The sequence below is a fragment of the Olivibacter sp. SDN3 genome (assembly GCF_014334135.1).
Taxonomy (GTDB): Bacteria; Bacteroidota; Bacteroidia; order Sphingobacteriales; family Sphingobacteriaceae; genus Olivibacter.
This window is the reverse complement of sequence record NZ_CP060497.1, coordinates 159,480-172,971: the sequence shown is the minus strand read 5'-3', so window position 1 is coordinate 172,971 and position 13,492 is coordinate 159,480. Positions and strand designations below refer to the sequence as shown.

The 13,492-nt window shown below is 40.1% G+C and carries 12 protein-coding genes and 1 tRNA gene; 10 read left to right on the top strand and 3 right to left on the bottom strand.

Annotation, left to right across the window (positions count from 1 at the left end; genetic code table 11):
• The first annotated feature begins 99 nt into the window (after positions 1–99).
• The gene (locus H8S90_RS00785; protein ID WP_187340764.1) at positions 100–1,767 is read left to right on the top strand and encodes a right-handed parallel beta-helix repeat-containing protein; all 1,668 of its coding nucleotides are present in this window, start codon (positions 100–102) and stop codon (positions 1,765–1,767) included.
• On the opposite strand, the gene H8S90_RS00780 is transcribed toward H8S90_RS00785, so the two are convergent.
• On the bottom strand, positions 1,764–2,921 hold the full coding sequence (locus H8S90_RS00780; protein ID WP_187340763.1) for an MFS transporter: 1,158 nt from the start codon (positions 2,919–2,921) through the stop codon (positions 1,764–1,766). The two genes, H8S90_RS00785 and H8S90_RS00780, sit on opposite strands and share 4 nt — an antisense overlap.
• Positions 2,922–3,404: 483 nt before the next feature.
• Between H8S90_RS00780 and H8S90_RS00775 the strand changes: the two genes are divergently transcribed.
• The 7 genes from H8S90_RS00775 to H8S90_RS00745 all read left to right on the top strand — a co-directional run bounded on the left by H8S90_RS00775 (position 3,405) and on the right by H8S90_RS00745 (position 8,730).
• Positions 3,405–4,316 carry a PstS family phosphate ABC transporter substrate-binding protein gene (locus H8S90_RS00775; protein ID WP_187340762.1) on the top strand — a complete coding sequence of 304 codons (912 nt, stop codon included), beginning with the start codon at positions 3,405–3,407 and terminating at the stop codon, positions 4,314–4,316.
• Positions 4,313–5,203, top strand: coding sequence for a phosphate ABC transporter permease subunit PstC (gene pstC, locus H8S90_RS00770; RefSeq protein WP_187340761.1), 891 nt, complete (start codon positions 4,313–4,315; stop codon positions 5,201–5,203). The genes H8S90_RS00775 and pstC overlap by 4 nt, the downstream gene beginning before the upstream one ends.
• Entirely contained in the window at positions 5,196–6,029 is an 834-nt protein-coding gene (pstA, locus tag H8S90_RS00765; RefSeq protein ID WP_187340760.1) for a phosphate ABC transporter permease PstA, read from the top strand. Before pstC ends, pstA begins: the two co-directional genes overlap by 8 nt.
• 7 nt (positions 6,030–6,036) lie before the next feature.
• A complete protein-coding gene (locus H8S90_RS00760; RefSeq protein WP_187340759.1) occupies positions 6,037–6,798 on the top strand; it encodes a phosphate ABC transporter ATP-binding protein in 762 nt (253 codons plus the stop codon).
• A gap of 5 nt (positions 6,799–6,803) precedes the next feature.
• On the top strand, positions 6,804–7,580 hold the full coding sequence (locus tag H8S90_RS00755) for an SDR family oxidoreductase (RefSeq protein ID WP_187340758.1): 777 nt from the start codon (positions 6,804–6,806) through the stop codon (positions 7,578–7,580).
• A 258-nt stretch (positions 7,581–7,838) separates the two neighbouring features.
• On the top strand, positions 7,839–8,645 hold the full coding sequence (locus tag H8S90_RS00750; RefSeq protein ID WP_187340757.1) for a phytanoyl-CoA dioxygenase family protein: 807 nt from the start codon (positions 7,839–7,841) through the stop codon (positions 8,643–8,645).
• A gap of 14 nt (positions 8,646–8,659) precedes the next feature.
• Positions 8,660–8,730, top strand: a tRNA-Cys gene (locus H8S90_RS00745).
• Positions 8,731–8,738: 8 nt separating this feature from the next.
• Here the strand turns inward: H8S90_RS00745 and H8S90_RS00740 are convergent.
• Together H8S90_RS00740 and H8S90_RS00735 are read right to left on the bottom strand one after the other, a co-directional pair.
• Entirely contained in the window at positions 8,739–9,875 is a 1,137-nt protein-coding gene (locus tag H8S90_RS00740) for a glycoside hydrolase family 43 protein (protein ID WP_187340756.1), read from the bottom strand.
• A gap of 35 nt (positions 9,876–9,910) precedes the next feature.
• A complete protein-coding gene (locus tag H8S90_RS00735) occupies positions 9,911–11,224 on the bottom strand; it encodes a serine hydrolase (protein WP_222852203.1) in 1,314 nt (437 codons plus the stop codon).
• Positions 11,225–11,506: 282 nt separating this feature from the next.
• Here H8S90_RS00735 and H8S90_RS00730 point away from each other — a divergent pair, with 282 nt between their 5' ends.
• Together H8S90_RS00730 and H8S90_RS00725 are read left to right on the top strand one after the other, a co-directional pair.
• A complete protein-coding gene (locus H8S90_RS00730; RefSeq protein WP_187340755.1) occupies positions 11,507–12,094 on the top strand; it encodes an RNA polymerase sigma factor in 588 nt (195 codons plus the stop codon).
• A gap of 123 nt (positions 12,095–12,217) precedes the next feature.
• A complete protein-coding gene (locus H8S90_RS00725; protein WP_187340754.1) occupies positions 12,218–13,333 on the top strand; it encodes a FecR family protein in 1,116 nt (371 codons plus the stop codon).
• Positions 13,334–13,492: the final 159 nt, after the last annotated feature.

Genomic DNA, 13,492 nt, shown 5'->3' with positions numbered 1-13,492 from the left:
CACAACAGATAAAACATTTGAAGAAACTGACGTTTCTATAGTAAGGATTTTGTGGTACGATCATTTTTTTGATAATTGATCAAGATAAAAGGATAGTCTATGTTTTATAATATATTGTTGTCGATAAAGTTATTAGTTTTTAGTAATATCCCTGTCAAATCTGCTCAAATCCGTCGAACAGTATCAGATGGAAACCCCGTTAAACAGTACATAGCGGTTGTAAACGCTAAAAAATTGGACGAAACAGCTGACATTCAAGCGCTGATTGATCGTGCGAAGATAGGGGATACTGTAATTATTGGTAAAGGAGATCATTACGTGCGTACGCTATATCTAAGAGAAGGTATTCATATCGAATCTCGCGGCTGGTTGAAGCAGTTGCCAAGTGACTCGATGGTTAACTTTAGTATTGAAAAACAGTACTCTTCATATCCTCTGTTGTATGGGAAGAACTTGAAGGACGTAAGCTTAAGCTTGAAAGCAGAAACCAGAAATGAAGCGATACACCTTGATAGTTGTGAAAACGTAAAAGTCGAAAATAGTTATTTTAAGGGCGATTTCACAAAAGTTAAGTCTTTCGCAGGGATTTACTTACTTGCGTGTCGAGGCGTGCGTATTGAAAATAGCAAGATTGCAAATTATGGTGTACCACGAGAAGATACCCATCATTATCAGCCCGGAACGGGCATCCGTATACAGAGTTGTCAAAATATTCAAATAAGAGATAACGAAATATTCAAAAATGGTGAAAACGGCGTGTTTTTTCATGCAAGCAAGGATGTGGAGTTAGTAAATAACCGTATTCATCACAATGGCATGAGTGGCATACAGATTGCGTTTGGTTCAGCGGGAGTGGAACGTAACTATAAAATCGTAGAGAACAGATTAGAAGAAAATGCTGCAGATGGTATTGATATAAACAATATGAATGAGCGGCGTTTAGTTGATTTGAATGCACACATCGCACGTAATTTTAGCAAAGCAAATGGTTGGGTCAACGGAAAAAAAACACCAGACGGGTCTGGGATAGCTACACTTGTTGGTGTTTCTAACGTTATGGTTAGCGACAATAAATCTTTGAATAATAATCGTCCGGCGCTTTATATTCGAAGTTGTGATCGCATACAAGCACAGGGCAATGAAGCTGATGATTTTGCAGAATTGGTGGGAAAAAACGGGCAGGTACATTTAAAGGAAAATCAGCTGGGGGGATTGCGTGTGCTTGCAGGTATGCAGGCTGAAAAACTTATGCTGCAATCGAATACGATACGAGACATTTCTTTTCCGAGCAGTATTTCGGTGGATAGTTTAATTTTACAGGAAAACAGACTTCATGGCAACATTCATATTAACATGAACGGGCTGTTGGCTTTCAGGAAAAACACCTTGTCAAGTAAGTCTCCGCGAGGGGCTATTTCAATATGGAAGGTAGACCAGGCATACTTGGAAGATAATGATATTAAAGCATCAGACGGAAATGCAATATCTATTTATAAAGAAGCTAATAGTATCCTCCTTAACAAAAACGATATTTCAGCTACAAAAGCTTGTATAGAAGATTTGGGTTCAAAAAAATTAAAAATTGTGGGTAACCGGCTGAATTATAGTAAATTAAAAGGAAGCGAAGATGCGATTGTTGCGATTGACCCTCATGTATTGGAATTGCAGAGCAATGAGTACTACGCGAGAGGTAAACGGACGGATAGATCAATACGATTGAAAGGGTCCGGTAGTGTATACGCAGACGGGGAGAAATTGATTTTTTAACGTTTGCCCGTCGTTCTGGCCAACATATAGACTAGCGAGACGAAGGCGAACGCTGCCGCAGTGTATATCATAATCGGGATCATACGTAGCTCATCCTGATAAAACCATCCTGCCAGTAGGGCGCCTAGACCTATGCCAATTTCAAGGGCAATATACATGGTGGCCATGGCTTTTCCACGTTGCTCAGGATTGCTGAGATCTGCTGTCCAAGCATTTGTGGCGGGCGATAATATGCCTGTTGCAATACCATAAATTATTGCTCCCAACAGCAGACTTACAGTACTGTGGATAGAGGCAATAAGGAGTAACGAAACGGTGAGTAAGATCAGTCCTAGCTTAATAGCTCTTTCACGTCCATATTGGTCGGATAGTTTGCCAGCAAAGAAGCGAATAAACAGGGAAGCAATCGTAAAAACAATAAAAAACATTCCTTTGTTAGCAAAACCAAGATGCTCGCTCCAGTCGGGTATTAATGTCAGAATAGCGCCATAAGCAAAATACGACAACAGTGTAACGATCGCTGCAGGCAAGACTTGAATGGCAATAATATCATGTCGTGAAATGCGTAGCAGGGAAAATCGAAAATGCTGTTTTTCACGAAGGGTTTCCTTCATGTTAAGTAGAATGGCAATGGATAAAAACGCAAGTAAAGATGACGTGTAGAAAAGTACATCAATAGAATAGAAAGCACTGATTGCACCACCAATAGCCGGTCCGATAGCCATACCTGTACTGAAGCATAAACCGTGTATGCCTAGGGCTTCACCCCATCGTTCTTTCGGAATAATGTCGGCAACGTATGCGGCAGTGGCCGTAGGTTTGAAACCTGTGGAAAACCCATGTAAAAGCCTTAAGAAGAGAAAGCCCGAAATACTGCTGAGTACAGGGTATAAAAAACCACAGATAAAACAAACAGAAGAACCAATAGCCATCACAGGAACCCTACCAATAGTGTCTGTCAGTTTTCCACTGAAAGGACGTGAAATGCCTGCTGTAAGCGTAAATAACGCAATAATTAATCCTTTATATGATGCTCCGCCTAAACTGCTCAAATAGGCGGGCAATTCTGGAATCAACATATTGAAGCTGGCCGAAAATAGAAGAGAGCTTAAACAAAGAAGTGCAAAAGGCACGTTGTAGATCGGATGCTTCATGCTCCAAACTTAGATAAAATGCATTGAAAACAAACTCAAAAGATGAATTGCTTTTTTCACAACTGTCAGTTTTCGTCGTCGGTATAAATAACAATGTCATAAATAGCATATTAGTTAGCCTCTGCCGAAAATTCCGCTAAGCCTAACACCAATGAAAAAATAATGTAGATTCCGTGACGTATTCGTGGTTGCCGGGCTCGTTCGTCGATTCTTATTCCCATTGGAAAAATGATTTTATAGATGAAAAGAAAGCACTTTTGATCATTTAATTTATGGAGCTCTATGATGTGTGATCTGCCAGCACTACAGATACGTAGAAAAAACATGTTAATCTAGTATAAACATAGATTTTATATTTTATTGTAGATATTTTCTTATACCTTTGTTTTCAATCGACAGAAACCGTTAGGAAACAATTTGAAGATGAAAGTTGATCTGAAAAGGATTTATATAGTTGCGGGTTATTTATTTTTATGCTTTACTATGGGTAGTTGTGCGGGCTCTTTTAAAAAAGATCGTACAGAGACCACTGAAACTATTGCTATTTCAGGCGCCTTTGCGCTGTATCCAATGGTGGTACAATGGAGTGAAGATTTCAGGAAGATCCATCCAGAGGTACGTTTTAACATCTCCGCTGGAGGTGCAGGTAAAGGTATTGCCGACGTATTGTCAGGAATGGTAGATATCGGTTTGGTGTCTCGGGATATCCATCCGGAAGAGTTTGAAAAAGGGGGATATCTCATCAATGTAGCCAACGATGCTGTGGTAGCGACGTTCAATTCGAATAATCCAGCGGTTGACAATATTCTAAGAAGAGGATTGACTAAGCGGGAGTTCGTAAAGATTTTTGTTGAAGGAGATGTTCACAGGTGGAGTCAATTGCCGGGTATTTCTGCCGACTACGACATGCATGTTTATGTTAGGTCTGATGCAGCTGGAGCTGCCGAGACTTGGGCAAAATTCTTAGATTGTTCGCAGGAAGACTTATCTGGTATCGGCGTTTTCGGTGATCCCGGTCAGGCACAGGCCATTATGCGGGACCCACTTTCAATTGGATTCAGTAATCTGAATTATGTATATAGTTTAAAAGATCGTTTGCCACAGCCGAATGTGCAGATTATACCCGTTGATTGGAATGAGAATGGTAAAATCGATCCAGAAGAGTTTTTTTATCAACATTTGGATAGTCTGAATAATGCGATAGGCGACGGACGTTATCCCTCCCCACCTGCGCGCACGTTGGGTTTCCTATTTCATGGAAGACCTGAAAATAAAACTCTTTTAGCCTTCATCGAATATATCCTTTCGCCCGAAGGTCAGGCTCGCCTACCAGAGAATGGCTATGTGAAGTTGAGCGAGGAGACCGTGGCTGCTGAATTAAAGAAAATACAATGAATATACGTTTAGTAAAAGATAAAGCGATAGGAACTGGTATGCTAACACTAGCAATACTGGCTATATCCTTAGTTTTTTTGATAGGTATTGGTCTTTACTTGCGAGCACAACCAATACTGGATAAACACAGTATCTGGGAACTCATTTCTTCCAGTGCTTGGCGGCCAATGAAAGGCGAATTCGGCTTTTATCCATTTATTATGGGAACCTTATGGGTAACTGGTATTGCCATTATAATTGCTTTGCCCTTATGCTTATTGACTGCAATTTATCTGGTAGAATATGCCCCTGTAAGATTGAAAGGGATTTTCCTGCCTATAGTGAATATGTTAGCAGGTATTCCCCCGGTTATTTATGGTGTATGGGGTGTGTTTTTTATAGTGCCTATTGTACAGCAATATGTGGCCCCACATTTTGTGGAGTTTTCAACAGGTTTTACTGTACTTTCCGGTGGCGTGGTATTAGCTGTAATGATTTTTCCATTGTTGGTGAGTATTGTGACAGAGGTTCTAGCTACCGTTCCTAAAGAACTAAAGGAAGCGTCCCTATCGCTGGGGGCTACTAAATGGGAGACTATCAAGAAGGTAATGCTAAAAAAAGCACGACCAGGAATTTTTGCCGCAACAGTATTGGCTATCTCACGTGCATTTGGAGAGACTATAGCTGTTTTGATGGTATGTGGAAATGTACCAATAGCGCCTAGATCAGTATTCGACCCGGGTTACCCTTTGCCGGCGTTGCTGGCAAATAATTTTGGTGAAATGATGTCTATACCTTTATACGATGCTGCATTGATGTTTTCAGCTTTGGCTCTATTTATTATTATATTGTTGTTTAATATGGTCTCGAGGCTGATACTTAATAAACTTGAGGTGAGAAATGCGTAGAAGAAAATTAGAAGAAATGTTTTTTAAGGCGCTTATGGTATTGTCTACCTTGGCTGTTAGCGCCTGTTTGTTCCTCATCATCGGAACTATTGTGGTGAAAGGCGTGCCTTACCTCAACTGGGATATGATAAGTAAAATCCCAGACGGGGGATATTATTTTGGACGTTCCGGGGGTATGTTGAATGCTATTGTGGGATCTTTGTATATTGCGGGTGGTGCAACTATTATCGGTTTGCTGATCAGCATACCTGTATCAATATACCTGAACGTTTATCTAAAAAAATCCAATGCCTTTGGGAAATTAGCTAAACTTTCTTTTGATGTACTTTTCGGAGTGCCTTCTATTGTGTACGGAGCTTTTGCGTTTAGCCTAATGGTTTATTTGGGTGTACGGGCATCTCTATTGGGAGGAATAATTGCGGTAACCTTGCTGATCATCCCTATCATGGTCAGAACTTTAGATGAAGTGGTCACAACGGTTCCCAAAGAACTGAAAGAAGCGGTGCTTGCTCTCGGCGCTACACGCTGGGAAACGGCAAAAGTGTATATCCGGCAAATCAGACCGGGTATCTTAACGGCTATCTTGCTCGCCTTTGGACGGGGAGTTGGCGACGTTGCAGCTGTGATGTTTACAGCAGGTTTTAGCGATCATATACCGGTTTCTTTGAATGAACCGGCGGCAACATTGCCTCTGGCTGTGTTTTTTCAACTGAGTAGTCCAATTCCAGAGGTGCAGGGCCGAGCATATGCGTCGGCGCTGATCCTTACCATATTTATCCTAATTATTGTGGTACTTACAACTATCCTTACCAAAAAACGCAACTAAGACTAAAATGACTCAATACCCACATATCAGTGTAAAAGATTTGAACGTCCATATAGGAGGTAATCACCTATTAAAAAATATTAATATCAACATTCCTGATAAAAGTGTTACTTCTATTATCGGGCCTTCGGGATGTGGAAAGACGACGTTGCTGAAAAGTTTTAATCGTTTACTGGACGATGTGCCGCAGGTGAAAATTAGTGGTAGTGTGTTGGTAGATGGTGAGGATATTTATGACCCAAAGGCCGAAGTAACCCATATAAGAAAAAAAATGGGCTTATTATCGCAGAGGCCTTATCCTTTACCTATGTCTATTTATGACAATATCGCCTACGGACCGCGCATTCACGGAATGCGTGATAAAAAGCAGATAAATGATTTGGTTGAACATTATTTACGGGCAGTAGGTCTTTGGGAAGAAGTGAAAAACCGCTTGCATGGTTCAGCTTTGGCGCTGTCTATTGGGCAACAACAACGTCTGTGCTTAGCTAGAGGCTTAGCCGTAGAGCCAGAAATTATTCTCGGAGATGAATCCACTTCAGCTTTAGACCCGATTTCTACTAAAATCATTGAAGACTTGATTATTCATCTAAAAAGTAAATATACCATTGTACTGGTTACCCATATTCTTCGGCAGGCCCGCCGCGTATCAGATTATATTATTTTTGTATACATGGGGCAGATAATCGAATTTGGTCCTACCGAAGAAGTATTGTTAAATCCAAAAGAGGATCTTACCAAGGAGTATGTGAAAGGTTTTATTAGCTAAGTATAATGAACGAATACGCTTTAGTAACAGGTGCAAGCCAAGGGATAGGTAAATATATAGCCGAAATTTTGGCAAAAAAAGGATACAACCTCTTATTGGTTTCAAGATCAAAAGATGTTCTTCTATCTTTTAAGGAAGAGTTGGAAATTGACCACCATATAAGCGTCGAGGTATATGCACTGGATCTCTCTCTGTCAGATTCTCCGGTTTTGATAAAACAATGGATCGATGAACTAGAAGTGCCGATTAGTGTGTTGGTTAATAATGCCGGTTTTGGGCTTTGGGGAAGATTTGAAGAACTTTCCCTGGCAGAGCAACAACAGATGATTGCATTAAACATAGGAGCGCTAACGGCACTAACGGCTTATTTACTGCCCAAGCTTAAACAGCAGAAAGAGGCCTACATCCTTCAGGTTGCCAGTACGGCGGCTTACCAGTCTGTTCCTAGCTTAGCGGTTTATGCCGCCTCAAAAGCCTATGTGCTGAGCTTTACGCGTGCAATTCGGCAGGAACTTAAGAAACATCGGGTGTATGTGAGTTGTTTATCGCCGGGCCCTGTGGCAACCGGTTTTGCCAATAGAGCTGGAATGCAGGCGCTGAGCCATCTTACCGAAAAGTATAATATGAAGCCTGCCGTGGTAGCGGAAGAGGCAGTTAAAGGCTTGTTTGAAAGAAAGGCCGAGATAGTCCCTGGAGCGATGAACAAACTTCAACTTATCGGTGTGAAATTTTTCCCGAAAATACTCGTAGAGCGTATAGCTGCCAATCTTTACGACAAATAAAAATTTTAAAAATTTTGAAATTCAAGTATTTATACTACTTTTGTAAAGTCTACTAATTAAGTAGACTTTATTTTTATAATGAATCTTATATTAACATATCACCAACATAATTTATCCATGCGAATGCGCCTGCATTTACTGGTATGTTGCTGTTATTGTTAACGCGCTACCTGACATACGAACCTCACTGGTTTTTCGTATAATCTTTCACTCGCTGATTTTATCTAATTAAATATTCACATAATAATCTTAAATTTTATGGCAACAAGTTATCAAACTTTTCGGTTGGCTGATAGGCTTACAGAAGAACAGCTCGACTTCTTTAATGCACATGGTTTTATTCATTTTAAGCATTTTATCAAACCTGAAACGGTGCAAGCTATCATAGAAGCTTCTAAGGAAGTGGAAAAACGGTGGATTGATGGAAATGTGGAAAAGATTAATGGTGTGCCCATCAAATATGGCGTGGATCTGAATGGGAAGAAGATTGTCCAACGCTTTGCTTTCATCAATCAGCATCATTCGGTATTAAAAGAATTTTCATTAGATCCGCGTTTTCAGAAATTGTTGGATCTAGTTGGTCCCGGAGCCCGCTTAGGCACAGAAGAAAAAGATGGTATGGTGTTTAACCATTATATCAATGGCCCTGACAGTAAATTTACGCAGATGGGCTGGCATACTGACGGTCTTCGTGATATTTTTCAGGGCGCTAGGTTGAACCCGATGCTAAATGTGGGTATTCATTTGAGTACACTAAGGGAGGAGAATGGAGGACTGCGTATTTTGCCCGGAACACACCGGCAAAACTTATATCAACTCTTGTTTAGGAAAAAATATTTTGTTTCGCATGACACTGACCCCAGCGAATTGGCGATCATGCCGGAGGCGGGCGATTTAACCATTCACGATGGTCGCTTATGGCATCGGGTAGCGAAATCAAACGTGGTGGGTGAAGAAAGTAGAAGGAGGGTAATTTATATTCCGATCATTGCTGGAAAATATGCCCCGAAAAACGAAAATAGTCCAACATTGTTTTATCAACGTTTTGCAGGAATAGTAAAATAGTTTAATATTCCCATAGCCGCGTGGCCGAGTGGTTAGGTTGAGGTCTGCAAAACCTTCTACGGCAGTTCGAATCTGCCCGCGGCTTCAAAAGAATTACTTTGCAGTAGTAGGTCCATGCACTATCAATGTGCCGTCTTCTCGAATCTCCATTTCATCGATGAACACTACGCGGTCATTGCCAGTTTGCTTTGTCCTACCATGGTATACACAGTACATTTTACTATCGGTAGGAGAGAAAATAATACTGTTATGACCAGTGCCACTCACATCTCCTCCCACTTTTATGTTTTGCTCAATAACAGGGTTGTTTGAAGCTTTCACAAAAGGGCCTAAAGGATGTTCGGCAGTAGCATATCCTACGGCATAATGTTCTCCGCCAAAATGGTTTGCGGAATACATCATATAATAGGTGCTACCATGTTTAAAGGTTACCGAACCTTCGGTCCACCTGCGGTTGACTTCACCGGAGGTTACTGAGCGACTCTCCCATTCGGCTTGCTTATCGTTCATATGCATAGGAGGGCGTAGCAGTAGCACAGGATCTCCGACAACTCCAGAAAAATCGGGTTTGAGTTCGATGCCATAGACCCAGCTTTCTTCAATCTCATCAAACAACCTTTCTTTTTTTGCCCAATCAGCTATCTCACTTTGTACAGAGTGTTTATAGCAACAACGTGAATAATACAGATAGAGCTTTCCGTCAGTATCTGCAAATACATTGGCATCTATTATCGGATAGCCCGGATCAAAGAGCGGACGGTCGCTCAAGTCTTTAAAGGGACCCAAAGGGGAGTCGGATACGGCAACACCTATCCGGAAATTTTCCAATTCATCCCTTGGGTTTTCCTTCCAATGGGCGCTGTAAAAAAGATAAAACTTGTCTTGAAATTCATATACTTCAGGTGCCCAAAAGGAGTGCGTACCCCACGAATCTTCATTGTTGCCAAAATATACTTGCCCTTTAAACACCCATGACGAAAGGTCTTTCGACTGAAAAACACCAAAACCATCTTTAACATCGCCTCCGGTACCATACATATAATAGCTGCTATCTTGATTATGGTAAAGTACGTAAGGATCACCTACGGCAATAGGTAACGGGTTGGCTATTTTTACGGTATTCAAAGCTTCCTGCTGCGCAAGAATGTGTTCGCTAAAGCCGAATAACGAAATAGCAACTAAAAATAATGAGCTAACAACCGTTGTACAAGTGTTCTTTCCAATAAGCATATTTATATTTTAAACATTTTAGTAAAATTTTCTTATTATTTTAAGGCCTGATAAACCAGGGCTTTAAATTTATCGTGTAGCTCACCATGGGAAAAAGGATGCTGTTGAATGAATAGCAAAGCTACTATTTTTTCCTTAGGGTCCGCCCAGAAAATGGTGCCGAAAAAACCTCCCCAAGCAAAGCTCCCAGTGGATTGTCCAAGCTTTGCCATTCCCTTTTTTGTGATAACCTCAAAACCAAGTCCGAATTTATTGTCTCCAAGTGAATGTTCACCTATTTGGTTCATGGTAATCATGTCTACCGTACGTCTGGAGAGTAGTTGAGAACCATTGTATACCCCTCCATTGATAAGCATTTGCAAAAAGATGGCATAATCGGAAATGGTCGACACCAATCCGGCTCCACCGGCATAGTAACCATTATTATTGATAGGGTAATCAACCGTTAACCCCGGGAAGGTGTCTTCTTTCCATAGCTCGATTTGACGGTTTTCTGGATCTTCCGTATAAACCTGAACTAGTCTACTCCTTTTCCCTTCTGGTAGATGGAAGTAGGTGTCATGCATGCCCAAAGGGATGAAAAGTCGTTGTGTTAAAAATTCATCTAAAGACATGCCGGATATTATTTCAACCAATCTGCCCAATACGTCAGTACTTAAACTATAAGTCCATTGCTCTCCAGGGTGATGGATAAGTGGTAATTTGCCTAGTGTGTCGATGGCATCAGCCAATAGTTGTTTGTGGGGAAGAAATCCTGCGGCTATGCCGGCCTTAGCATAAATCGCTTTCATCTTTGAGGAACCCATTTGTGCATAATCAATGCCTGAAGTGTGTGTAAGCAAATGGCGGATGGTAATTTCGTTTTTGGCAGGTATAGTGGTGTATGTGGTATCGGCTTCGTTGAAATCTTGCAATACGCTCGGGTTAGCAAATGCTGGAATATATCTGGATATGGGATCATCAAGCAAAAACTTGCCTTCTTCAAACAACATCATTACGGCAATGCTGGTAATGGCTTTCGTTTGGGAAGCAATCCTAAAAATAGCATCACCCTGCATGGGTGTGCCACGTTGAATATCATCTATTCCAAAAGCCTTATGGTAAACGAGATAGCCATCTTTTGCTATAAAACCCACCGCTCCTTTAACCCAGTTACTGTCAATGTACTGCTGAATGAGCTTATCTATGCGTAATAGTCGCTTATTCGAAAAACCGTTACTTTCAGTAGCTGTATTTTTATCAAATAATTGCTGCGCAAAAAGCGCTCTACCGAATAAGAGTGAAAAAAGTAGGATTGCCAACAATAGCGGCCGTTTCATAAGACTTGCGATTGATAGTATTAATGGCATGGCTTATATGTTTTGGTTAATCAAACATAGATAAACTTGTCTTGATTTACAAGCGTATACAGGAAGCCGATGCTAATATAGCAGATTGGTTGGCTAATTGAACATAATGAATTCTAAAAGAAAATATAAACATTTGCACAGAATCTTCTCTTCAAGAGACTATTACGTAAAAACCATAAAGCTTAGCCTAAGAGAAAAAGTTGCTAATACCACCGAAAGAAGGTTCCTCGATATATAATAACTAAATCGTTGGTCACTAAAAACAGAGACTATTTGACCTTTATGAAACCTAGCATAGATAATGACGTGACTCGCCTCCTTTTCTTAATGAGTAAAGGTGACGAAAGGGCATTCGAAACGATTTACAGAAAATATAAACAACCCATCGCGCAATTTGTGCTGAAATATGTGCACTGTCGCACACAAACCGACGATATAACGCAGGAGATTTTTATAAAAATTTGGGAAAACAGAGATAAAATAGCTGGAATAAAGTCATTTAAATCTTATCTGTTCACGGTAGCAAGAAATCATACTTTAAATTGCCTGAAAAGAATTGTACACGCTGAGGATGCACTAAATCATCTTACTACACATTTACCTGAATGTAGTACTACCTTGGACGAGTTGCAGTTTAAAGAATATAATCAGTTTATTGATATGGCATTGTACGAAATGCCTGAAAGGACATTAAAAATCTTTAAGCTATGCAGAGAGGAAGGCAAGAGTTACGAAGAAGCTGCCGCAACCTTGGGTGTATCTCGAAATGCCATAAAAAACCATATGGTAAAGGCAATGAAAACATTAAGTCATGTTGCATCCGATAAACTGGATATCACCTTGGTGCTTATTTTTATGATCTTCTGTTAACCTTCTTTGAAAAATCACAGGTTTTATTTTTTTTGTCGCTGTACATCAACCTGTTAATTGTTTTATTTTTTTTTCGCTACCCTAGCTGACTCGATGGTTGTCTTAATATATAAGAAACAGCCAATGAAAGAGCAACAGCATTATAAACTTTTGATCAAACGATATTTAAACGGAGATATTTCTGAAAAAGAATTAAGGGTGTTTATCAAACTTATAAAAGATGGAGAATTAGATAACAACCTGTTGAAATCTATGGATGAAGACTTGCATCATGTCTTTGAACAATATGATGGACTAAGTCATAAAAAGAAAAAGTTTAGTTGGATAGCTTACGCAGCGATGGTTTGTCTGACTGCGTCATTGATGTTTATGCTTTTCAACACAAAAAATGAGCGTATTACTGCTAAGCACGAATTGGCTGATCAAGTAAAACCAGGCTCAAATAAAGCGGTATTAAAGCTCGCTAGCGGAAAGGAAGTTGTGCTAGGTGAAGAAAATGATGATCCATCATTAGGGCAGGATAATATAAAATTATCGGCTACGGAAAGCGGTCTCTTAGTGTATGAAGCTGAAAGAATTGTTGAGGGGTATCGCAGTGAGCAATCATTTAATACCATCTACGTACCAGAGGGAGGGCAATATCAGGTGATACTACCAGATGGAAGTAGCGTATGGTTGAATTCGTCTTCGTCATTAAAATATCCGGTAAGCTTTGCCAAAAATGAACGACGTGTTCAATTAGAAGGTGAGGGTTATTTTGAAGTGGCAAAAAATGAAAATAGACCGTTCTATGTGGAGTTGTCTGGTCAGCAGATAAAAGTACTGGGAACCCATTTTAATATTAGTGCTTATGATGATGATCACGTTACAAAGACGACATTGCTGGAGGGAAGTATAGAAGTAGATAATTTGTCTGGACAGAAAATGGTACTTAATCCAGGAGAACAGTCACTTAAACGTCGAGGGAAGCCCAATATTCAGTTGCTTGCCGTGGATGCTGAATCCGAGGTTGCCTGGAAGGAAGGAAATTTTCTGTTTAATGAAAGTCCGTTGCTGGAAGTGTTAAAGATCTTAGGAAGATGGTATGCTGTTCGTATAGATAATAGTAATGTACCCAATATACTTTATAACGGATTTATTTCACGTAATGTCTCTTTGGGAGAGGTTTTGAAGATGCTGGAGAAAACCGGCGATGTGAAATTTGAACTGACAGATGGAACCATTCGAGTAGTTAGATAAATATATTAAGCCTATGTAACAGTTGATATGAAAAAAGCAAACCGATTACGCGGCAACGTAATCGGTAGTTTTAAAGGCAAAACCCAAAATTGAAGAGAAATTAATTAAGTGATTAACCCTTAACCTAACAAATGTATGCATTTGATTACATTATGTAAA

Excerpts from the sequence above, each read along its gene's own strand:
- H8S90_RS00785 (WP_187340764.1), top strand. The coding sequence starts at position 100 with ATGTTTTATAATATATTGTTGTCGATAAAGTTATTAGTTTTTAGTAAT.
- H8S90_RS00780 (WP_187340763.1), bottom strand. The coding sequence starts at position 2,921 with ATGAAGCATCCGATCTACAACGTGCCTTTTGCACTTCTTTGTTTAAGC.
- H8S90_RS00775 (WP_187340762.1), top strand. The coding sequence starts at position 3,405 with ATGGGTAGTTGTGCGGGCTCTTTTAAAAAAGATCGTACAGAGACCACT.
- pstC (WP_187340761.1), top strand. The coding sequence starts at position 4,313 with ATGAATATACGTTTAGTAAAAGATAAAGCGATAGGAACTGGTATGCTA.
- pstA (WP_187340760.1), top strand. The coding sequence starts at position 5,196 with ATGCGTAGAAGAAAATTAGAAGAAATGTTTTTTAAGGCGCTTATGGTA.
- H8S90_RS00760 (WP_187340759.1), top strand. The coding sequence starts at position 6,037 with ATGACTCAATACCCACATATCAGTGTAAAAGATTTGAACGTCCATATA.
- H8S90_RS00755 (WP_187340758.1), top strand. The coding sequence starts at position 6,804 with ATGAACGAATACGCTTTAGTAACAGGTGCAAGCCAAGGGATAGGTAAA.
- H8S90_RS00750 (WP_187340757.1), top strand. The coding sequence starts at position 7,839 with ATGGCAACAAGTTATCAAACTTTTCGGTTGGCTGATAGGCTTACAGAA.
- H8S90_RS00740 (WP_187340756.1), bottom strand. The coding sequence starts at position 9,875 with ATGCTTATTGGAAAGAACACTTGTACAACGGTTGTTAGCTCATTATTT.
- H8S90_RS00735 (WP_222852203.1), bottom strand. The coding sequence starts at position 11,224 with ATGCCATTAATACTATCAATCGCAAGTCTTATGAAACGGCCGCTATTG.
- H8S90_RS00730 (WP_187340755.1), top strand. The coding sequence starts at position 11,507 with ATGAAACCTAGCATAGATAATGACGTGACTCGCCTCCTTTTCTTAATG.
- H8S90_RS00725 (WP_187340754.1), top strand. The coding sequence starts at position 12,218 with ATGAAAGAGCAACAGCATTATAAACTTTTGATCAAACGATATTTAAAC.